The sequence below is a fragment of the Tatumella sp. JGM94 genome, from assembly GCF_018257595.1.
GTDB lineage: Bacteria > Pseudomonadota > Gammaproteobacteria > Enterobacterales > Enterobacteriaceae > Tatumella > Tatumella punctata.
Genome location: NZ_JAERJN010000001.1, coordinates 151,152 through 172,714, shown reverse-complemented (window position 1 = coordinate 172,714; position 21,563 = coordinate 151,152). Strand labels below are relative to the sequence as shown.

Here is a 21,563-nt window from a genome sequence, read left to right as displayed (position 1 = left end):
CCAGGGGCGGCATCCGGTAACGGACTACCACAGCAGGCGGGTTAACCGCCTGCTGTGGGAAACTTATTTCAGTTCCAGTTCGTTCATTGCGGCGATGCTGAAGCCACCATCAACGTGTAAGATTTCACCGGTAACACCACCGGCCAGGTCAGAACACAGGAAAGCCGCGGAATTACCGACATCTTCGATGGTGACGGTACGACGAATCGGCGTTACTGCTTCACAGTGTGACAGCATTTTACGGAAGTCTTTAATGCCTGAGGCTGCCAGAGTACGGATTGGACCTGCAGAGACGGCGTTGACACGCACACCTTCAGGGCCCATAGCGTTAGCCATATACCGCACGTTAGCTTCCAGAGATGCTTTAGCCAGACCCATTACGTTGTAGTTAGGGATAGCACGTTCTGCACCAAGGTAAGACAGCGTCAGCAGGGCTGAGTTCGGGTTCAGCATGGCACGGCATTCTTTGGCCATCGCGACGAAGCTATAGGCACTGATGTCATGGGCAATTTTGAATCCGTCACGGGTAACGGCATTCACATAGTCACCGTCCAGCTGGTCGCCGGGCGCAAAACCGATAGAGTGTACAAAGCCATCAAATTTCGGCCAGACTTTTTCCAGTTCGGTAAACAGATTTTTAATGCTGTCATCTTCTGCAACATCACAAGGCAGAACAATGTCTGAGCCCAGGTCTTTGGCAAAGCCTTCAACGCGAGACTTTAATTTTTCGTTTTGGTAAGTGAATGCCAGTTCAGCACCCTGTTTGTGCATCGCCTGAGCGATACCCCATGCGATAGACAGTTTACTGGCAACGCCAGTGACCAGAATGCGCTTACCGGAAAGAAAACCCATAGCTGTAATCCTTAATATGGTTATTGTTGTTGGCGGTGGCTGGTGTTTTTTCAGCCGTGCCGCAATGTTCAATCGGTGGATTCTAACACGACAATGGGTTATCAGGTAAAGTGGCGAAGGTTCAGAGCAAAATTCTGTGGATTATCGTTCACTTCGTCGCCAGGCATCGGCGGTCAGCGCCTCGCCGAAGTGGCTGTTAATCAGCCGTCGTGTCAGATCATGGAGCGGGGAAGCAAGGACATCAGCAGTACCGCCGCGTTCCACTACCTGTCCCTGATGCATCACCATCACCAGATCACTGATATGCTTCATCATGCCGATATGCTGTGTCACGTAAATATAGGACAGCCCGTCCCGTTCCTGTAACTCCAGCATCAGATTCACCAGTTGCGAGCGCATAGTCATATCCAGCGATGCCAGTGCTTCGTCAGCTACAATGACTTTAGGCTCTAATATCAGAGCCCGGGCAAGAGCCAGGCGCTGTTTCTGGCCAGGAGCCAGCATATGAGGATAGTATCCGGCATGATCGCGTAATAATCCGACCTTACGCAGTGTTTCGATGATCCGCAGTTCCCGTTGTTCCGCCGACAGACCGCTATTCAGCCTGAGGGGCAGGTCCAGTATCTGGCTGACACGTTGCCTCGGGTTGAGTGAGGTGCCGGGATCCTGAAAAATCATGCGGATAACCTGACTGCGGTAACCATAATCGCCAAATTCCAGCGGATGATTATTAATAATAATTTCGCCGCTGCTCGGCGCTATCATCCCGCTTAACATTTTTGCCAGTGTCGATTTACCGGAACCATTTTCGCCAATAATCGCCAGTGTCTGTCGCTCACGTAATGTAAAGCTGACATTTTTAACCGCATCAATATGCTGTGGCCGGAATAACCCCGTTTTATAACGATAGGTTTTACACAAATCACGGACTTCGAGTAAGGTTTCCATAGTTATTGCGGCTCTTTATTTAACGGAAAGTGGCAGGCATAAAGATGCGTTTTGCTCCCGGTCAGCCGGGGGGCCTGAATACAGTCACGTTGTGCATACGGGCAGCGAGGCCCCAGACGGCAACCCACAGGTAAATGCTCCAGAGAGGGGATGGCACCCGACAGGGTATTCAGGCGGCTTTTATGGGGCAGGGCGCGTCCGAAATCAGGCATAGAACGGATTAAAGCCTGCGTATAGGGATGATGGGGGGTCGCTATCAGTTCATCGCTGAGAGCCGTTTCAACCGTCTGCCCGCAATACATCACGTTAATCCGGTTGGCCCACTGACCGAGAGTCCGCAGGTCATGACTAATCAGTAAGATAGTGGTGTTATTATTCTGATTAAGCCGGCTCAGTAACCGGAAAATCTGCGCCTGGGTGGTCGGCTCCATGGCATTGGTCGGTTCATCGGCTATCAGCAACCGGGGTTTATTGGCCAGCGCGATGGCAATCATAACTTTCTGGCACTCACCTTCGGTCAGTTCATAAGGAAAACTGCGCATAATATCCTTATGATCTTTAATCCCTACGCGGTGTAATAACTCGATGGCCCGCTGTTTCCGCCACCGCCAGAACCGGCGATACCAGTGGCCTTTCAGTGTCCAGCCGGGGATTGCCTGAATCAACTGACGGCCAATACTTTCTGAAGGATCCAGACAGGACTGGGGCTCCTGAAAAATCATCGAAATATGGCGGCCGATAATTTTCCGGCGTTCACGGGGCGTCAGCAGCAGTAAGTCGATATCATTAAAACGCATCCGGTCCGCCGTGACACGCCAGTTATCCGAGGTCACACCGCAGATAGCCTTGGCTATCAGGCTTTTACCGGAGCCGGATTCACCCACCAGCCCGCGAATTTCGCCTTCATTCAGGGTCAGGTTTACCTTATCTACCGCTTTGACCGGCCCCTCGGCGGTGAAAAATTCAATGGTGAGATTGCGTATATCCAGTAACGGCATTATTTGACCCCGGCTTCGACAGCACGACGTATACCGTCGCCTAATAAATTGATGATCAGTACGCTGACCATCAGCATGACGCCGGGCAGCATCACTGTCCAGGGCGCTACATAAATCAGCTCCAGGGAATCACCGAGCATGGCACCCCATTCGGGTGAAGGCAATTGCGCACCGAGACCGAGAAAGCCCAGGGCGGCAATATCCAGCACTGCCATCGATAAACCCCGGGTAAATTCACTGACCAGCAGGGGTAACACATTGGGCAGAATGGTGTCTTTGAGTAAAGTGATCGGGCTTGCGCCATCCAGCCGCGCTGCCACCACATACTCTTTTTCCATCTGTTCATGAATAGCGATATAAATTGCCCGGACCAGCCGTGGCATTAACGCCAGCCAGACAGCGATTAATGCATGGAACAGGCTGGGACCGGCAAAAGCCACCACAATAATCGCCAGCAGTAACGACGGAATAGATAACAGAGTATCAAGGATGTGATTCATGATCGCCGAACGGAAACCATGGGTCAGCCCCGCAAGGATACCGATTAAAAAGGCACAGATAGCGGAAAAGACAGTAACCAGAATGGCTGAGCCGACAGTCGGTGCTGCCCCGCGTAATAAACGACTGAGCAGGTCCCGGCCCAGGTCATCGGTACCAAGAAAAAAAGAGACATCGCCGTAACGCGACCAGGAAGGGGGTAATAACTGGTAACCCATAAATTGCTGGTCAACACCGTAAGGTGCCAGTAACGCGCCAGACAGGCATAACAGCAGCAACAGGGCAAAACCATACAGACCGACCATTGCTGCAGTATCGTGATAAAATTTCCCCCAGGACTGACGAAAGGTGCCGGGCAGACGTTTTTCCTGATAGATATTATCGATGGGCATATATCACCGTCTTACTTCTGTTAATTTTCATGTAATGACTTCAGTGAGTCTTCACACTGTTTTTCCAGTCCGGCATGGACATCCGGCGGCAGTGGTGCGGTCATCATATGCTGGTATTCCAGACACTGTCGCGTGGTCTGATCGGCAGACTTATCCGGGGAACAGCCTGCCAGCAGAGGTAGCAGTAATAATGGCATCAGTAATTTTAACATCTATCGTTTCCTGTGGTGATCTGACAACAAACCGCACTACGACTGGCAGTCAGGGCAGTAAGGGAAAACCGCAACTGCCGGTTATCTGAGGGCATACCATTCTTTATGTTTCAGCGGATTTAAAGCTGCGCCGATAATATCTGACAGTACATTTACGATGACCACCATACTGCCAATTACCATCACTCCGGCAGAAATAGCGGCATAATCCTGCTGACGGACGGCCGCGATCAACCAGTGCCCGGCCCCTGGCCAGTTGAAAACCACCTCGGTGATCATGGTCAGAGTCAGCATGGTGGAAAACTGCATGCCGAGGTGCGGGATCACCGGCGGTAAAGCGTTATGCAGTACATGGCGACGGATAACGGTAAAACGGGATAAACCGCGGGTGATGGCTGCTTTGACATAACTTTTATCGATCACTTCAAGGGTACTGTGGCGCATTAAACGGATCACTTCCGTCATCGGGGCCACGGCCAGAGTCACCACCGGTAGCAGCAGATGCTGAAAAATACTGACCAGCATTTCATGACGCCATACGGAGTGAGTCAGCAGCGCATCAATCAGCACAAACCCGGTAACATGCGGCAGAGGATAAAGCAGGTCAAGACGGCCGGATACGGGTAACCAGCCCAGAGTCAGGGAAAAGAACAACGTCAGCAGCAATGCCAGCCAGAATACCGGTAACGAAAAACCGAGTAATGCCAGAGCACTGATCAGCCGGTCCTGCCATTTTTTACGCATCACTGCCGCAATGATCCCCAGCGGGATCCCCAGCAACAGTGCCATCAGAAATGCCAGCACGCAAAGTTCCAGGGTAGCCGGAACCACTTCTTTCAGCTGATCGATGATCGGCTGGCCATTAACACTGGAGACGCCAAAATCCAGACGTAACATATCTTTAAACCAGAACCACCAGGCATCAGACAGAGAGGCACCTTCCAGCGGAGCATGGGGGGTGAAATAACTCAGGCTGAAAGCAACCAGCGATAAAAAAAACAGGGTTACTGCCAGTAATACCAGCCGCCGTAAAATAAAGATAATCATGGGGCATTTCCTTCTGAATCATCACGGTACACTCCGGCAAACGAGGTATTACCGAACGGGCTTAACACCAGCCCTTTAATATCATAGCGATAAGCCTGTAAACGCAGTGATGATGCCAGCGGCAGTACCGGTAACTGGTCGGCCAGCATTTGCTGAGCCTGATCATAACTGTCAATCCGGTCAGCCAGTTGCTGTGAGGTTAAGGCTGACTGTAATATCTGGTCAAATGCAGGGTAACACCAGTGGGCATAATTGGTTGCAGAATTGATAGCCGCGCAGCTAAGCAATGGCCTGAAAAAGCTGTCCGGGTCATTACTGTCGGTTGCCCAGCCTGCCAGAGTCAGGTCATGATTAAGTGACATCAACTGAGCTTCCTGAAAACGGCCCTCTACCGGCACAATATCGACGCTAACGCCAATCCGTCCCAGATCGGCCTGAATCAGCTCTGCCGTTTTAAGCGGGCTGGGATTCCAGGGTTGTGAGGCGACGGGCACCATCAGCTTCAGATGCAGATCCTGTATGCCGAGTTGTTTAAGCCGTTGCTGTGCTTGTTGCGGATTATAATCGGAAATACGGGTACGGTTATCATAAGCCCAGGACGCACGGGGTAAAACAGAAGCCGCGGTTTCTGCCGTACCATAATAAATGGAAGAAATCAGCCGTTCATTATTAATCGCCAGTGACAGGGCTTTACGCACCTCCGGATTATCCAGCGGTGGTTTACGGGTATTAAATGCCAGATAGGCAATGTTCATCCCCGGGCGAAGTGCCATCCGCAGTCGCGGGTCATCGCGCAAAATAGACAGCTGACTGGCGGCCGGATAGGCCAGCACATCACATTCACCGGTCAGTAATTTAGATAAACGGCCGGTGCCTCCGGCGCCGATATCGATGACAACCTGTTGCATACGCGGCACGCCTTTCCAGTACTGCGGATTACGTATCAGCCGGATAAACTGCCCTGAACGGTATTCAGCCAGCTGAAAAGGGCCGGTGCCCACCGGATGGCTGTCCATTGCTTCCTGATGTCCGCTGGCGGTTAACTGGTCAGCATATTCTTTGGATAATACCGGTGCATAGTGGGTGGCAATATGCCACAGGAAAGAGGCATCCGGGTGGGCGAGGCGAAATTCGACCGTGTAGTTGTCCAGCGTTTTGATGCTCAGGACATTATCCGTAAACTGAAGACTGTCGAAATACGGGTAATTTCCGCCGCCGACCTGATGCCATGGGTTGCTCCGGTTAAACATCCGCGAAAAACTAAACACCACATCATCGGCATTCAGGCTGCGGTGCGGGGTAAACCAGTTGGTGGACTGAAAGTTAACCCCGTGGCGAAGGCGGAAAATATAGGTCGCACCGTGATCTCTGACTTCCCAGCCCGATGCCAGTTCCGGCACCAGACGGTAAGTGTAGGGGTCGACACCCAGCAAACGGTCGTAGAGCTGCGCGGCCAGGGTATCCACTGTAAGGCCACTGCTGGCCAGTTGCGGATTAAAGGTATTCAGTACCCCGTTCACACAATAGACAAAACCGCTCTGACGGATGTCCTGCTGAGATGCGGAAAAGGCGGCACCGCAGTACAGACTGAGTCCCAGGCACAGCGCAGAATAGAATTTCGACATAGTACTCAAAGAATTTTAATAGATTGGCGGCAGTGTATCGCAAACCCGGCGGTTACCCCAACCCTGGCGTATGCGGTGCTGCTCTTTTTCATGGTGTCTGCTGGCAACGGTGCGCGGCACTATCCCCGGAAACAGCATCATCAGCGCCCGGCGGACACCTGATGTTTTTTTATTAAAGCCCGTAACTGATGATAGGTCAGTCCGAGATCAGCGGCTGCTTTACGCTGGTGGTAATGATTTTTTTGCAGACTCAGCATCAGCAGACGGTATTCCTGACTATTTTGCCATTCCCGTAAATTTACCGGCAATCCCGGTAAATGCTCTTCAGCGTCCGGAACGGGGGGCGTGGCCTGCAGGGAATCTCCGCCAGCACTGTCCGGCCGGAAAGGATTAAAAATAATCCGGTCCAGCAGCTGTTCGCTGCTGTTGTGGCGATAGATGGAACGCTCGATAACATTTTTCAGCTCCCGCACATTGCCTGGCCACGGCCAGCTGAGCAGCTGATGACGGGCCTTATCACTGAAACCGGGGAATAAGGGCAGTCCGAGTTCACGGCACATCCGGAGAGCAAAATATTCACCCATGACCAGTATATCGCTTTGTCTTTCACGCAGTGGCGGAATAATCACTACATCGAATGCCAGCCTGTCCAGCAGGTCAGCACGGAATTTTCCCTGCGCGGCCAGCGCCGGTAAGTCCTCATTCGTCGCGCAAACCAGCCGCACATTCACCTGCAGCGAGTGGTTGCCGCCGACACGTTCCAGTTGCCCGTATTCAATCACCCGCAACAGCTTTTCCTGAACCATCATCGGTGCGGTTGCCAGCTCATCGAGGAACAGAGTGCCACCATCAGCCCGTTCAAACCGTCCCAGATGCCGTTTCTGTGCCCCGGTAAAGGCACCGGCCTCATGGCCAAATAATTCGGAATCCAGCAGGTTATCGTTCAGTGCTGCACAGTTAAGGGAAACAAAAGGCCCTTGCCAGCGGGCAGAAAGATAATGCAGACGGTTGGCAATCAGCTCTTTACCGGTACCTCGTTCACCGATCACCAGCACCGGTTTATTAAGTGGCGCCAGGGCAGAAACCTGTTCCAGCATCTCAAGAAAGTTATTGGACTCACCCAGCAGATTATCCTGACGCTCACTCATGATTATTTTGACCAGCTATTAATTAATTTCACCATTCTACGGGATCTTTCTGACAGGGCAATTAAATAAAATCATTTAAAAACATTAAGTTAAAAACTGGCATGCCGATTGCTAATACAAGTGGCAGATAACCGGTAGCCATCAGCGGACGGCTATAACCTATTCCGGGGATTTCCCGGCATTTTTCAGGAGAAACAACATGGGTATTTTTTCCCGCTTTACTGACATTGTGAATGCCAACATCAATTCCCTGCTGGAGCGGGCTGAAGACCCGCAGAAACTGGTCCGGCTGATGATCCAGGAAATGGAAGACACATTAATTGAAGTGCGTACCACCTCGGCCCGTGCACTGGCTGAGAAAAAACAGTTAGTTCGCAGGAGTGAGCAGGCGGCACTACATTCTGCCGAGTGGCAGGAGAAAGCCGAACTGGCACTGCGTAAAGACAAAGAAGATCTGGCACGGGCTGCGTTGCTGGAAAAACAGAAAACCGATGCGTTAGTGAGCTCTCTGGATCAGGAAATTGAACAGACAGACCAGACCCTGCAACGGATGAAAGGTGAAATTGCTGAACTGGAAAATAAACTGACCGAAACCCGGGCTCGTCAGCAGGCTCTGACTCTGCGCCACCAGGCGGCATCAAATTCACGGGATATTCGTCGTCAGCTGGATAATGGTAAAATTGATCAGGCAATGGCCCGTTTTGAATCTTTCGAGCGTCGTATTGACCATATGGAAGCCGAAGCAGAAAGTCAGCGTTTTGGTAAGCCTCAGTCACTGGAACAGCAATTTGCCAGCCTGAAAGCAGATGATGAAATCAGCCAGCAGCTGGCGGCATTAAAAGAAAAAATGCAGCGTCACGACGGACAGTAATCTCCGTTATAGTCCCCCGGCTGAACCGCGACTCAGGTAAGGAGAATTCATGAGCGCAATTATTCTTTTTATGATCCCGCTGACTATTTTTGTGCTGTTTGTCGCGCCGATCTGGTTATGGTTACATTACAGCAATAAACATCCGGCGGGCAGTGAACTGTCGCCACAGGAAATGCAACGACTACAGCAACTGACAATAGATGCGCGCCGGATGCAGGAACGTATCGGTACGCTGGAAGCGATACTGGATGCGGAAAACCCGCAATGGAGGCAACAGCCATGAGACAGCGATCCGCGACTTCACGTCAGTTATGGCGCGATCCGCAACAGGGCAAGCTGATGGGGGTCTGTGCAGGACTGGCGGAATATCTCAATGTGCCGGTTAACCTGATCCGTATTATGGTGATTATCTCCCTGTTTATCGGACTATTTTTTATTACCCTGGTGGTTTATTTTGCGCTGGCTTTTTTTCTGGAGAAAAAACCGGTCAGCGGGCAACAAGAGCCGGCACAGCCCGCCGCCGCAGAGTTGTTATCGGAACTGGAACAGCAACTCCGGCAGGGAGAAAACAGGGTCAGGGAGATAGAACGTTATGTCACTTCTGAAACTTTTTCGATCCGCAGCCGTTTCAGACAATTGTAAAATATCAGTGGATATACCCGCCGGAGGTGAGCAATGAAATATGCAGAGCAACAGGGCAGGCCGTCACGCCTGATGTCGGTACTCCTTTCTGCTGTAAAATTTATCATTATCACGATACTCAGCCGGACTCCGGCAGGGATCAGTGCCAGAGTGCTTAACCGGGTCGCCCGCAGGCCTGTGCGCATTATTCTGGCAATGGTGCTCGAACCTGTATTGTCTGCGATAATGAAAAAAATATCTGCCCGACTATTCAGAGAGAAACATGAACAAACTGCAAAATGAGATTGTATCCCTGGTCAGCCGCGGTGCCGATAAACACCTGCGGCTGGCGGTTACCGGACTCAGCCGCAGTGGAAAAACGGCTTTTATTACCTCACTGGTTAATCAGTTACTGAACGTGAATAACGGTGCCCGGCTGCCGTTATTTTCTGTGGCGCGGGAAGAGCGGTTACTTGGCGTGAAACGTATTCCGCAACGGGATATGGGTATTGCGCGGTTTAATTACGATTCCGGTCTGGCGCAACTTTACGGGCAGCCAGCGCAATGGCCGACACCGACCCGCGGTATCAGCGAAATGCGTCTGGCGCTGCGTTACCGTTCTGCCGACTCTCTGTTGCGCTATTTTAAAGACACGACCACCTTGTTTCTGGAAATCATTGATTATCCGGGCGAGTGGTTGCTGGATTTGCCGATGCTGGGACAAAGTTATACCGCCTGGTCACAGCAAATGATGGCGTTCTTGCAGGGAGAGCGGGGCCAGCGGGCAGCCCGCTGGCGGCACCTGGCGGCCGCACTGGATCCCCGGGCCGTGGCTGACGAACAGCAACTGGCAGATATCTCTGCCGCCTGGACCGACTATCTGCACCAGTGTAAAAATAACGGCCTGCATTTTATCCAGCCCGGCCGCTGCGTAATGCCGGGGGATATGGCCGGTGCACCTGCGCTGCAATTCTTCCCGTGGCCAGTTGATACGCTGGCCGACAGCACAAAACTCAGCGATGGCGGCAAACTCAGTAATTTCGGGATGCTGCAGGCCCGCTATGACTATTACTGCCAGCATGTGGTGAAGCGTTTTTATAAAGACTATTTTGTGAAATTTGACCGGCAGATAGTACTGGTAGATTGCCTGCAGCCCCTGAACAGCGGACCGGAATCGTTTAATGATATGCGTCAGGCACTGACCCTGCTGATGCAAAGCTTTCAATACGGACAGCGTACATTACTGCGGCGGCTGTTTGCGCCGGTGATCGATAAACTGCTGTTTGCCGCCAGTAAAGCGGACCATATTACCCACGATCAACAGGGCAATCTGGTTTCTCTGTTACGGCAGATGGTGGGTGATGCATGGCAGCAGGCGGCCTTCGAAGGTATAAAAATCGATTGTCTGGGACTGTCGGCGATCCGTGCCACAGCGTCAGGAAATATTATTCATCAGCAACAGAGTCTGCCGGTATTACGTGGTCATCGTCTGACTGACGGTGAAAAACTGACTTTTTATCCGGGGGAGGTGCCGGCCAGGCTGCCTGCCGCCAGTTTCTGGCAGGAACAGGGATTTCGTTTTGAAGCCTTCCGCCCGGCAACCATGGACAGCGATCAGCCTCTGCCGCATCTGCGGATGGACAGTGCGCTGGAGTTTTTACTGGGAGATAAATTACGATGACCGAACAGGAAAAGGCACCGCTCAGACCCGGCATCATTTTCAGGGACACAGCGGCGCCGGATAATTTCCGTCTGCAACCCGCCCGGCATTTTTCGGCCGATGATAGCTCATTCAGTCCGCAGGATGAGCAGGATATGCCACCCGGCGAAGATAGCGACGATGAACAGCCGCTGGTTGCCGTATTACGTCCGCGCCGTTCCCTGTGGCGCAATATCCTGTTACTGGGGGTCTGCATATTTTTAGCCAGTGTTATCGCCAGGACGGGTGACTGGCTGATCACTGCATGGCAAAACCGTCAGTGGATCGACGCAGGCATCAGCCTGGCGATAGGACTGGTGGTAATTGCCGGGGCCGGTAGCCTGCTGGCAGAATGGCGACGGTTATTTTTATTGCGTCACCGGGCACAGGAAAGGGATCATGCCCGGCAGTTACTGGACAGTCATGATACGGGCAGGGCCAGAACATTTTGTGAACAACTGGCGGCGCGGGCGGGTATTAATGACTCAGAAGCCTTCCGCAAATGGCAGACTGCACTACAGGATACCCACAGTGATCGTGAAGTAATCAGCTTATATGCATTGCAGGTTCAGCCGCTGGCCGATAAACAGGCGAGGGCCACAATCAGCCGTTTCGCTGCTGAATCCGCATTAATGATCGCTGTCAGCCCGCTGGCTGTCGTTGATATGGCGCTTATTGCCTGGCGTAATATCAGGATGATTAACCAGATAGCACGTATTTATGGTATTGAGCTGGGTTACTTCAGCCGGTTACGTTTGTTCCGCGGGGTATTATTCAATATTGCTTTTGCCGGGGTCAGCGAACTGGTGCGGGAAACCGGTATTGACTGGATGTCACAGGACATTATGGCCCGTTTGTCAGGGCGCGCAGCGCAGGGGATCGGCGCGGGGCTGCTCACGGCACGGCTGGGTATTAAAGCGATGGAGTTATGCCGGCCGCTGCCATGGTTTGAGGGTCAGAAGCCCCGGCTGAGCGATTACCGAACCGATTTACTGACAAGGCTTCGCCAGGCGATGAAAAAGAAACCCGCCTCCGGCTCCCCTTCAAAGGATCCCTCATCCCCGGTCACTTAAAGGTGTGGCGTGGCGTGATCTGCCGCGCCCGTCAATAAATACGTACAAAAATGGGTGTTCCCCGCGATATCTGTAAACTTTTAATGACGATTAGGGTAAGTCTGGTATGATAACCGCCACACGTCATGGCTGGGAAAATACACTGATGCGCCTCGAAATTATATGCAAAGACCGATTAGGCCTGGTGCGGGAACTGCTTAATCTGCTGGTGGCACGAAATATTGATCTGTATGGTATCGAAATAGTTGCCCTGGAACGCTTGTATTTACGCTTCAGCCCGATTCCTTTTAATGAATTCAGTGCCCTGATGGCGGAGATCCGTCGTACCCGCGGGGTATCTGATGTACGCACCGTCACAGACCTGCCTTCAGAACGGGAAAACCGTGTACTGACCTCACTGCTGGTGGCAATTCCGGAACCGGTGATCTCCATTGATCTCCGCGGACGGATAGAGCGGGCCAACCCCGCAGCCCTGTCGTTGTTCGGACTGGATGAAAAAAAGATTATGCATTATCCGATCAGTCAGCTGATTGATAATTTCCAGTTTATTCCGCGCAATGAAGGTGACAGTGTCACGGCATCCACCCGCAGTGTAGTGATCCAGGGCCGTGATTTTCTGATGGAACTGTTGCCGATTTACCTGCCTGATCAGCAGGAGCAACAGGAACAGCCGGTCGGGGCCATGATTATGCTCAAATCCACCGCGCGTATGGGCCATCAGTTACAGAATCTTAACCATACTGATGAATCAGGCTTTGCCCATATTGTTGCCGTCAGTGCGAAGATGCGGCAGCTGCTGAGCCAGGCGAAAAAGCTGGCCATGCATGATGCCCCGTTGCTGATTATCGGTGATACAGGGACCGGTAAAGATATGCTCGCCAGAGCCTGTCACCTGCGCAGTCATCGCAGCAGTAAACCTTTTCTGGCGCTTAACTGTGCCTCGTTACCTGATGATGTCGCTGAAAGTGAATTATTTGGCCATGCGGCGGGAGCTTACCCTAATGTGTCAGGCAGCCAGAAAGGTTTCTTTGAACAGGCAAATGGCGGTTCTGTTCTGCTGGATGAAATTGGTGAAATGTCACCACGTATGCAAACCAAATTATTACGTTTTCTCAATGACGGAACTTTCCGCCGTGTCGGAGAAGAGCATGAGGTGCATGTGGATGTGCGGGTTATCTGCGCGACACAGAAAAATTTACAGGAACTGGTCAGCCGCGGGGAATTCCGCGAAGATTTATTTTACCGGCTTAATGTGCTGACGCTGAATCTGCCCGCACTGCGGGAACATACTCAGGATATTCAGCCGCTGACCGAGATGTTTGTTGCCAGGTTTGCCGATGAGCAGGGTATTCCCTGTCCGGTTATTTCCCCGCAACTGGCTGGTTATCTGGCGCGCTACAGCTGGCCGGGTAATGTAAGGCAACTGAAAAATATTATTTACCGGGCCATGACTCAGCTGGAAGGGCATGAACTGAAGCCGAAAGATGTGCTGTTACCTGAAACCTTTACTGCCGATCTGGCGGTGGAGGATAATCTGGAGGGGTCGCTGGATGATATTACCAGCCGTTACGAACGGGCGGTGCTGGTCCGCTTATATCACCATTATCCAAGCACCCGTAAGCTGGCAAAAAGGCTTGGGGTTTCTCATACAGCAATCGCAAATAAATTACGTGAGTACGGACTGAATCACAAAAAAACAGCCGGTGAGGAATAATACCGGCTGTCGGACAGAACACCACCGGGGGATAAGCCGGTGGTGTTCAGAAAACAGCGATAACTTACTTCAGTACCGCTAATGCAGCATCGTAGTCAGGCTCGTCAGCGATTTCTGCTACCAGCTCGGCATGTAATACGGTGTTATCTTTGTCCAGCACCACAACGGCACGGGCGGTCAGGGCTTTCAGCGGGCCTTCGAGGATTTCCACACCGTAATCCTGCTTAAATTGACTGCCACGCAGGGTGGACAGGGTAACCACATTATCCAGACCATCAGCCCCGCAGAAGCGGCTCTGGGCAAACGGCAGATCAGCAGAGATACATAATACTACGGTGTCTGAAAGCTCAGAGGCCAGCTGGTTAAACTTACGTACCGACGTTGCACAGGTGCTGGTATCGATACTTGGGAAAATATTCAGGACCTTACGTTTACCGGCATAGTTTTCCAGAGACACATCATTCAGGTCTTTTGTGACCAGGCTGAAATCAGGCGCGGTTTTACCGGTGGCCGGGAACTGACCTGCGACGGCAATAGGCTGACCTTTGAAGTTAACTGTCTGAGACATTTGAGGTTCCTTTTAATCCTAACTGATTTACTGTAATGCTGACTGACCAGCACCACAGGGCAAGTGATGTTTTTATTTATCCCATATTCCGCAGTATTTTACGAGCTGCGCCCATCAATATCCGCTTAAAAAGCCATAACCGTTAAACAGAATGCTGAAAATACCCGCAATCCTCCGCGCAATATTCCGTTGCAGCCCTGTGCGGAGAGACAGAGACAGGTAAGTATTTCTGATAACGAAAATACTGAAGAGTTCAGTCAGTGCTATCAGTGGCAGAGTTTTTTCCCGTACCTGTCAATCCCTGTGCCTGCCGAGGGAGATCCCCGGAAAGTCTGCGCTATCAGATTGATTTTAAGCATCATTGTTTGGTTTCTTTTTTTCCGGTTGTAATGCGTCTTTACGTTTTAAACCCCATAGACGGTCACTAATCCTCTACAATAACGGTTATATACATCAGTCAGAGTGAAGTAAGGGGAAGGAGTGAGTATTATTGACGGTAAAGAACTGCATATCCCGGATGCGATTATTTCCTGTCAGTTAGACGGGCAAGGCGGCATGTTGCCTATCAGTGAAACTGAAGTGGTAAACAGTGAGCATGCCTGTTGGCTGCATCTGAATTATGCTCAACAGGAAAGTGCAGAATGGTTACAGGACACGCCGCTGTTACCGGATTCGGTACGGGATGCATTAGCCGGTGAGAGTATGCGGCCAAGGATCACTAAGCTGGCTGACGGCTTTATGATTACGCTGCGCAGTATTAACTTTAACCATGACTCACGGCCCGATGAACTGGTGGCTGTCAGAATTTTTATCAACGATCGGCTGATTGTCTCTACTCGTCAGCGTAAAGTCGCGGCAGTGGATGATGTCTGGTCCAGCCTGAAAAATAAAGCCGGCCCGGAAAACGCCGGCGACTGGCTGGTGGAATTTTGCGATGCGCTGACGGACCATATCAGTGAATTTATCGAAGATCTGCACGATAAAATTATTGATCTGGAAGATGGCCTGCTGGAAGGCAAGGTGCCGCAACGGGGCCAGATGGCATTATTACGTAAGCAGCTGATTGTTATGCGACGTTATATGGCACCTCAGCGCGATGTTCTGGCACGGATAGCCAGTGAAAAATCACTCTGGCTGGACGATGCGCAACGGCGGCTGTTGCAGGATATCGCCGACCGGCTGGGAAGGGGGCTGGAGGATCTTGATGCCGGTGTTGCCCGTACAGCGGTGCTTAACGATGAAATCAGTTCGCAGATGACCGAATCGATGAATAAACGCACCTATATTATGTCATTACTGGCGATGATATTTTTACCGGCGACTTTCCTGACCGGATTATTCGGGGTCAACCTGGGGGGGATCCCCGGCGGCCAGTGGAGCGACGGATTCAGTGTGTTCTGCGTGATACTGGTGGTCATCGCACTGATGATTACCTTGTGGCTTAAGAATCGTAAGTGGCTGTAAGCGCACAGAATGGCGGCAATCGAAAAAAGTATGATCTCAATCAACTCATGATGGCGTTAAATCGCTGATACTTCTTTCCGCAGGTGAATGCAACGTCAAGCGATGGGCGTTGTGCTCCACATTGTCTTACTTTTGAATTACTGCATAGCACATTTAATTCTTATGACCCCGGCGTTATTCACGCCGGTTTTTTTTGTCTGTTTCCCGCCAGAGCTACTGTTTTTCTGCGTTATTGCCCGCCGCTTTTTTCACCGCGTGGCAGGTGTTCTGTCTGCCGGCAGATAAGGAGATTTCCCCGCTGAGGAAAAATCCGTATAATCCGCTGCCATGCAGGTACCTAACCAGGAAATAAACAGCCGGACTCTCCGGCGGTGTGAACGTAAGCTATGAATCAGACAGATAACAGAAAAGAAACCCTCGAATTCAACAAACTTCAGAAACGTCTCCGCAGAAATGTGGGTAATGCCATTACGGATTACCAGATGATTGAAGAGAATGATGTGGTCATGGCTTGCATGAGCGGCGGCAAAGATTCATTTGCAATGCTGGATATTCTCCTCAGCCTCCGGAAAGTGGCCCCGGTAAAATTTCAGGTCATTGCGGTTAACCTTGATCAGAAACAGCCGGGTTTCCCTGAACATATTTTGCCGGACTATTTCGAACGTCTGGATATTCCTTATTACATCGTTGATAAGGACACCTACTCGGTGGTTAAAGAAAAAATCCCTGAAGGGAAGACGACCTGTGGTTTATGTTCGAGGCTGCGCCGCGGCACCCTGTATTCGTTTGCTGAGAAAATAGGTGCTACCAAAATTGCCCTTGGTCACCATATGGACGACATTGTTGAAACCCTGTTTCTGAATATGTTTCACGGGGCACGTCTGAAAGCCATGCCACCGAAGCTGCGTTCTGATGACGGACGTAACGTTGTTATCCGGCCGCTAACCTACTGCCGGGAAAAAGACCTGATCAGCTTTGCCGGGCAGAAAAACTTCCCCATCATTCCCTGTAACCTGTGTGGTTCACAGGAAAACCTGCAGCGCCAGGCGATCAAAGCCATGCTGAATGAATGGGATAAAAAGGATGCGGGACGTGTAGAAAGCGTGTTTAAGTCACTGCAAAATGTCAGCCCCAGCCAGTTAGCCGATCGGCAGCTGTTTGATTTCGGCCATTTGCCGCTGGACAGGGAAGGTGAGCGTGACACTTACCAGTTTACCGAAGCCACAGTCTCTTCAACCAATATCGACGAGTCATTGTTTATCGATATTACTAACGTCTGAAGTCTGTGTTGCCGGTAAACGGGCAGCGGTGGTGATTGCTCTCCTGCAGACGCTGGCAGGGGAGCGGCAACATAAAACTCAAACATTGGTCCTGCCTGCCACCGGCTGAATACTCTCAGTATCGGCGAACCGGGATAAATCTGCTGGTAATACGGCTGCCACTAAAGAGTAAAAACATGTAACAGCAGTCGACCCGCACCCTTTCCTGACATATTCTGTGTTGCGAACTGTCAATATCCCCCGGAGCCCGAACCATGAAAATAGCCGCTTTATTGCTGGCCAGTGCCAGTCTGTTGCTTTCTGCCTGTAGCAGTAATAACGAGAATGATCCGCCACAGCAGGCAACAGCAGCCCATATTCAGCCAGTGGTCATGTCATCGTTAGCCGAAACTAACTGTGCCGATGCGGGGGGAAGACTGGCTTATTCACGTCAGCTGGATGGCAGCCGGATAGGCATGTGCCAGCTGGCGAATGGCAAACGTTGCAGCGAAAATGCCCTTATCGGAGGTGGCTGCGCCCTGTAGGCCGCAGTCTCCCCCCGATAACCTGGTATTATCAGACGTCCGATACCAGGTTATCAGATTGCTCTCCGCTGGCTAATAACTGTAAATTACCGAGAGTAACTTTGGCAATCGAAGTCAGTGCTTCGGTGGTAAGGAATGCCTGATGCCCGGTAAACAGTACGTTATGGCAGGAAGAGAGACGGCGGAAAACATCGTCCTGAATAACATCGTTAGATTTATCCTCGAAAAACAGGTCGCGTTCGTTTTCGTAGACATCCATTCCCAGAGCCCCCACTTTTTGCTGTTTCAGGGCTTCAATCGCGGCCTGAGAATCGATCAGCCCGCCACGGCTGGTGTTAATAACCATTACCCCGTTTTTCATCTTATCGAAAGCGGCAGCATCCAGCAGGTGGTGGTTTTTTTCGTTCATCGGGCAATGCAGTGAAATAACATCCGACTCTTTCAGCAGAGTATTGATATCGGTATATTCTGCCGACAGATCCAGTGCCTGCTGTGAAGGATAAGGGTCGGTGGCCAGTAACCGCATGCCAAAGCCTTTCAGGATACGCAGGGTGGCGAGGCCGATTTTACCGGTCCCTATGATACCGGCTGTTTTGCCGTGCATGGTAAACCCGGTCAGCCCTTCCAGGGAGAAATTTGCATCACGGGTACGCTGGTAAGCACGATGAATTCGCCGGTTCAGGGTCATCATTAAACCGACAGCATGTTCGGCCACGGCTTCAGGTGAATAGGCAGGGACACGGACCACCTGAATACCGGCATGGCGGGCGGCGGCAATATCGACATTATCAAAGCCGGCACAGCGCAGGGCAATATAACGTACTCCCAGCCCGGCGAGCTCGCGGATGACTTTTGCGTTACAATCATCATTAACAAAAATACAGATAGCATCGAACCCTGCGGCATTTTTGGCTGTGTGCTGATCGAGTTTAAAATCATAAAAAGTTAAGGAAAAACCGAACTGCTGGTTGACGCGTTGCAGGGAAAGCTGGTCATAATTTTTTGTACTGTAAATCGCGATTTTCATTACCGGACTCCGGAATAACTTTGCAGGGAATGCGCCATACTAATAGCGCTTAGTTATCATTTTGCCTAAACTGAATCAGTATAGCGGCTATGGTGTTATATGACGGCGGTATAACCAGTTTTACTGAAGATTCAGAATAAAACGGATGTATTATTTATGAAGGGAAAGCTAACAGTTGTGCTGCTGGTTGTGCTCAGCCTGCTGTTGATCATCAGCGCCAGTATATTATCCCTCAGCTTATGGTTACCGCGGCTGGCGGGGATATGGCTGCCAGCCGGAGTACATCTGCAGACCAAAGGTGCTTTACGGCCGGGCCTGCGCTCACTCCGCTTACCGGATATCTCGCTGCATACTGCGGGTTGTGAAATTATGGATATTTCCGGTCTGTCGGCGGGTTACCGGCAGCAGATGTGGCAACTGACAGCAACCACTGTCCGGGCAGATTCAGAGTGCCTTGCCACTGTGTCCGCGACATCCTCATCATCAGCACCGTCGAAAAGCCTGGCCGACTGGCAGCATTTACTGCCGGACAGTCGTCTGCACATAGACAGCCTGCAGATATTGCCCTGGCAGCAGTATGCAGGCAGTGTCACTGTCACCCAACAGCAGGGCAGGCAACGTCTCAGTATCCGCGGTGATAATCTGCAGCTGGATGCTGATCTTAATCAGCAACAATTATATCTCCGCCAGCTTAAATTTACGGCGCCCGGATTACCGCAACCGGTGACAATGCAGGGAAAAGTAACCCTGTCCCCGCAGACCAGCGGCTGGCCACTGGCAGGAGAACTGACCGGCCAGTTCTCACTGGATCAATCACCGTTCGTTGTGGCGACGCACTGGCAACAGCAGCGCGGAGAGCTGCGTCTGACGGCATCGTCATACCCGCGCCCGATACTGACGCTGCCCTGGGAAGTGACTCCGCAGTCTGTAACCGTCCGCCAGGGGCAGTGGTGGTGGCCTTTTAACGGCCAGGTATTACAGGGCGGCATAGCCCTGACTGCAGATAACTGGCCGTCAGGGCTGGAAAATACTGCCTTTAGCGGGCGTCTGAATGTTTTAACAGCAGGTTATGGCGGCAAAGGGAACGCAGTACTGAGTTTCGGCCCCGGAAAACTGAGTCTGCAGCAGAGTGATATGCCGCTGCGGCTGACAGGCAGTGCCGGTAGCCCGCAATTACAATTTTTTGCCAGTCTGCCCGCCAGATTAACCGGTCCGCTGATACAACCGGAAGTCCGTTTTATCAGTGGTGCTTTACTCAGAATGCGCGGCCGGATACTGGATACATTACAGGTCGATGAAGCGCGTTTTCCGCTGGCAGGGGTCAGTTTATCGGTTGGCGGGGTCAGCGGCCCATTACAGGCAATTCTCAGGGTACATAATCCGTTTTACGGGCAGTACCGTTTGCAGTTACAGGGACAGGCACAACAGTTCTGGCCAGACAATGGCCGCTGGAACTGGCGCTACTGGGGAAATGGCTATTTCCGGCCATTGCAGGCGGAGTGGGATATACAGGGACGGGGCCAGTGGGCGGACCGTCTGATCACTTTACAGAGTCTGTCTACCGGTCTGCGGCGGATAAAATATGCAGGGATAACTACCCGCGCCGCACGGATCACCCTGAGTAAACCTGTTCGCTGGTCACGTGACCCGGCAGACCCGCAATTTACCGCAGCATTGTTACTGAATGCCGGACAAACCCGGTTTGCTTATGGCGGCAGACTGCCCGCTGCCCGGTTACCTTTTACACTGCAGGGCAGCTCTCCGGAAAATTTCCTGTATAAAGCGCAACTGGAGGCCGGAGCTATAGGTCCGCTCACCCTCAATGGCCGCTGGGATGGAGAGCGGGTCCGCGGACAAATCTGGTGGCCTTCTCAGCCACTGCAGGTCTTTCAGCCCCTGATGGCAGAAGATACACAGATGAAACTGACCGGCGGCAGCTTGCGGGCACAGGCTGCATTCTCTGCCTCGGCCACTGAAGGGTTTCAGGCCGGGGGCCACTGGGTGATCACTGATGGCAGCCTGTGGACTCCCGACAACCAGGTGAGTGGCGTGGACTTTTCCCTGCCGTTCCGTTACCGGCAACAGCGCTGGCAGTTTGGCTACCGGCAGCCGGTAAGGTTATCGGTGGGTAACATTACTAACCAGATACAAATGAAGGATATTACTGCCAGTGTACAGGGATACTATCCGTGGAGCGAAAACCGGCCGTTATCACTGAGTGATGTCAGTATATCGCTGCTTGACGGACAACTGAGCCTGAGCCAGTTACGGCTGCCTCAGCATCATCCGGCTATTCTTAAGGCCAGTAATATCAGCCTCAGCCGGCTGATCACCGCATTGCACCCGAAACAGGTCGCCATGTCAGGCAGAATCGACGGAGAGCTGCCATTGCTGGTCAGTGATCCGCAGTACATTGTCCGTAATGGCTGGATAAAGAACCGTGGCCCTCTGACCCTGCGGGTAGATAAAGACCTGATTGATTCAGTTACCAGTAATAATATGGCGGCAGGAGTGGCAATAGACTGGCTGCGTTATATGGAAATCAGTCGTTCCGAAGCAACACTGAATGTGCAGAGTAACGGCGAACTCACCCTGACATCAAAGGTGCAGGGCACCAGCCGCTTCAGTAATAAAGACCAGCGGGTTAATCTGAATTACACCCACCGTGAAAATCTGTTTCTGCTCTGGAAAAGCCTGAGCTTCGGTGACAATTTACAATCGCTGCTATCACAGCAACTGATACTGCCCGGCAATAACCGGCTGAAGGAACCGTCTGAATGAAAACCGTTAACCTGATCGTTTACCTGTTGCCGGGTTTTGTCCTGTGCGGATGCGTTCCGCGTATTGAAGTTGCGGCACCGAAAGAACCGATCACTATTGATATGAATGTGAGAATCGATCACCAGATTACGGTGAAAGCCGATAAAAATATCGAAACTCTGCTGAGTAATGATGAGAACAACCGGAGTCGACAGGGGAAATAACCGCGATATCGCCGGCAC

At 51.8% G+C, this 21,563-nt stretch carries 22 protein-coding genes; 12 read left to right on the top strand and 10 right to left on the bottom strand.

Going from position 1 to position 21,563, the window contains the following annotated elements; translation table 11 throughout:
* Positions 1-63: 63 nt before the first annotated feature.
* The 8 genes from fabI to pspF all read right to left on the bottom strand — a co-directional run bounded on the left by fabI (position 64) and on the right by pspF (position 7,720).
* The gene (gene fabI, locus JK216_RS00805; protein WP_212707825.1) at positions 64-852 is read right to left on the bottom strand and encodes an enoyl-ACP reductase FabI; all 789 of its coding nucleotides are present in this window, start codon (positions 850-852) and stop codon (positions 64-66) included.
* A 141-nt stretch (positions 853-993) separates the two neighbouring features.
* Positions 994-1,800 carry a putrescine export ABC transporter ATP-binding protein SapF gene (gene sapF / locus JK216_RS00800; RefSeq protein ID WP_212707824.1) on the bottom strand — a complete coding sequence of 269 codons (807 nt, stop codon included), beginning with the start codon at positions 1,798-1,800 and terminating at the stop codon, positions 994-996.
* Positions 1,801-1,802: 2 nt separating this feature from the next.
* Positions 1,803-2,798 carry a putrescine export ABC transporter ATP-binding protein SapD gene (gene sapD, locus JK216_RS00795; protein WP_212707823.1) on the bottom strand — a complete coding sequence of 332 codons (996 nt, stop codon included), beginning with the start codon at positions 2,796-2,798 and terminating at the stop codon, positions 1,803-1,805.
* The gene (gene sapC, locus JK216_RS00790) at positions 2,798-3,688 is read right to left on the bottom strand and encodes a putrescine export ABC transporter permease SapC (RefSeq protein WP_212711674.1); all 891 of its coding nucleotides are present in this window, start codon (positions 3,686-3,688) and stop codon (positions 2,798-2,800) included. Before sapC ends, sapD begins: the two co-directional genes overlap by 1 nt.
* A gap of 20 nt (positions 3,689-3,708) precedes the next feature.
* The gene (locus tag JK216_RS00785) at positions 3,709-3,900 is read right to left on the bottom strand and encodes a hypothetical protein (protein ID WP_212710587.1); all 192 of its coding nucleotides are present in this window, start codon (positions 3,898-3,900) and stop codon (positions 3,709-3,711) included.
* 81 nt (positions 3,901-3,981) lie between these two features.
* Complete coding sequence (gene sapB, locus JK216_RS00780) at positions 3,982-4,947, bottom strand: putrescine export ABC transporter permease SapB (RefSeq protein ID WP_212707820.1); 966 nt, start codon at positions 4,945-4,947, stop codon at positions 3,982-3,984.
* The gene (sapA, locus tag JK216_RS00775) at positions 4,944-6,572 is read right to left on the bottom strand and encodes an ABC transporter substrate-binding protein SapA (RefSeq protein WP_212707819.1); all 1,629 of its coding nucleotides are present in this window, start codon (positions 6,570-6,572) and stop codon (positions 4,944-4,946) included. Before sapA ends, sapB begins: the two co-directional genes overlap by 4 nt.
* A gap of 140 nt (positions 6,573-6,712) precedes the next feature.
* Positions 6,713-7,720, bottom strand: a complete 1,008-nt coding sequence (gene pspF, locus JK216_RS00770; protein ID WP_212707818.1) for a phage shock protein operon transcriptional activator — start codon at positions 7,718-7,720, stop codon at positions 6,713-6,715.
* A 199-nt stretch (positions 7,721-7,919) separates the two neighbouring features.
* On the opposite strand from pspF, the gene pspA reads away from it, so the two are divergent.
* From pspA to tyrR, 7 genes are all read left to right on the top strand, one after another.
* The gene (pspA, locus tag JK216_RS00765) at positions 7,920-8,591 is read left to right on the top strand and encodes a phage shock protein PspA (RefSeq protein ID WP_212710585.1); all 672 of its coding nucleotides are present in this window, start codon (positions 7,920-7,922) and stop codon (positions 8,589-8,591) included.
* A gap of 49 nt (positions 8,592-8,640) precedes the next feature.
* Positions 8,641-8,874, top strand: a complete 234-nt coding sequence (pspB, locus tag JK216_RS00760; RefSeq protein WP_212707816.1) for an envelope stress response membrane protein PspB — start codon at positions 8,641-8,643, stop codon at positions 8,872-8,874.
* Positions 8,871-9,233, top strand: a complete 363-nt coding sequence (gene pspC, locus JK216_RS00755) for an envelope stress response membrane protein PspC (protein WP_212710584.1) — start codon at positions 8,871-8,873, stop codon at positions 9,231-9,233. Before pspB ends, pspC begins: the two co-directional genes overlap by 4 nt.
* A 33-nt stretch (positions 9,234-9,266) precedes the next feature.
* The gene (locus tag JK216_RS00750) at positions 9,267-9,515 is read left to right on the top strand and encodes a phage shock protein PspD (protein ID WP_212707814.1); all 249 of its coding nucleotides are present in this window, start codon (positions 9,267-9,269) and stop codon (positions 9,513-9,515) included.
* Positions 9,496-10,893 (top strand): YcjX family protein, encoded by a 1,398-nt coding sequence (locus tag JK216_RS00745; RefSeq protein WP_212711675.1) that lies wholly within the window; start codon positions 9,496-9,498, stop codon positions 10,891-10,893. Before JK216_RS00750 ends, JK216_RS00745 begins: the two co-directional genes overlap by 20 nt.
* Entirely contained in the window at positions 10,890-11,984 is a 1,095-nt protein-coding gene (locus JK216_RS00740) for a TIGR01620 family protein (protein ID WP_212711676.1), read from the top strand. Before JK216_RS00745 ends, JK216_RS00740 begins: the two co-directional genes overlap by 4 nt.
* Positions 11,985-12,129: 145 nt before the next feature.
* On the top strand, positions 12,130-13,698 hold the full coding sequence (tyrR, locus tag JK216_RS00735; RefSeq protein ID WP_212711691.1) for a transcriptional regulator TyrR: 1,569 nt from the start codon (positions 12,130-12,132) through the stop codon (positions 13,696-13,698).
* Positions 13,699-13,762: 64 nt separating this feature from the next.
* Here the strand turns inward: tyrR and tpx are convergent, their stop codons facing one another.
* On the bottom strand, positions 13,763-14,266 hold the full coding sequence (tpx, locus tag JK216_RS00730) for a thiol peroxidase (protein ID WP_212711677.1): 504 nt from the start codon (positions 14,264-14,266) through the stop codon (positions 13,763-13,765).
* Positions 14,267-14,746: 480 nt separating this feature from the next.
* Here tpx and zntB point away from each other — a divergent pair, with 480 nt between their 5' ends.
* From zntB to JK216_RS00715, 3 genes are all read left to right on the top strand, one after another.
* Positions 14,747-15,730, top strand: a complete 984-nt coding sequence (gene zntB / locus JK216_RS00725) for a zinc transporter ZntB (RefSeq protein WP_212707810.1) — start codon at positions 14,747-14,749, stop codon at positions 15,728-15,730.
* A 386-nt stretch (positions 15,731-16,116) separates the two neighbouring features.
* Positions 16,117-17,010, top strand: coding sequence for a tRNA 2-thiocytidine(32) synthetase TtcA (gene ttcA, locus JK216_RS00720; protein ID WP_212707809.1), 894 nt, complete (start codon positions 16,117-16,119; stop codon positions 17,008-17,010).
* Positions 17,011-17,264: 254 nt separating this feature from the next.
* Positions 17,265-17,534, top strand: coding sequence for a DUF333 domain-containing protein (locus JK216_RS00715; RefSeq protein ID WP_212707808.1), 270 nt, complete (start codon positions 17,265-17,267; stop codon positions 17,532-17,534).
* A gap of 31 nt (positions 17,535-17,565) precedes the next feature.
* Here the strand turns inward: JK216_RS00715 and JK216_RS00710 are convergent, their stop codons facing one another.
* Positions 17,566-18,561: a 2-hydroxyacid dehydrogenase gene (locus tag JK216_RS00710; protein WP_212707807.1), complete on the bottom strand. Its 996-nt coding sequence runs from the start codon at positions 18,559-18,561 to the stop codon at positions 17,566-17,568.
* 156 nt (positions 18,562-18,717) lie between these two features.
* Here JK216_RS00710 and JK216_RS00705 point away from each other — a divergent pair, with 156 nt between their 5' ends.
* Both JK216_RS00705 and JK216_RS00700 read left to right on the top strand, forming a co-directional pair.
* Positions 18,718-21,342 (top strand): YdbH family protein, encoded by a 2,625-nt coding sequence (locus JK216_RS00705; protein ID WP_212711678.1) that lies wholly within the window; start codon positions 18,718-18,720, stop codon positions 21,340-21,342.
* On the top strand, positions 21,339-21,545 hold the full coding sequence (locus JK216_RS00700; protein WP_212707805.1) for a YnbE family lipoprotein: 207 nt from the start codon (positions 21,339-21,341) through the stop codon (positions 21,543-21,545). The genes JK216_RS00705 and JK216_RS00700 overlap by 4 nt, the downstream gene beginning before the upstream one ends.
* The last annotated feature ends 18 nt before the right edge of the window (positions 21,546-21,563 follow it).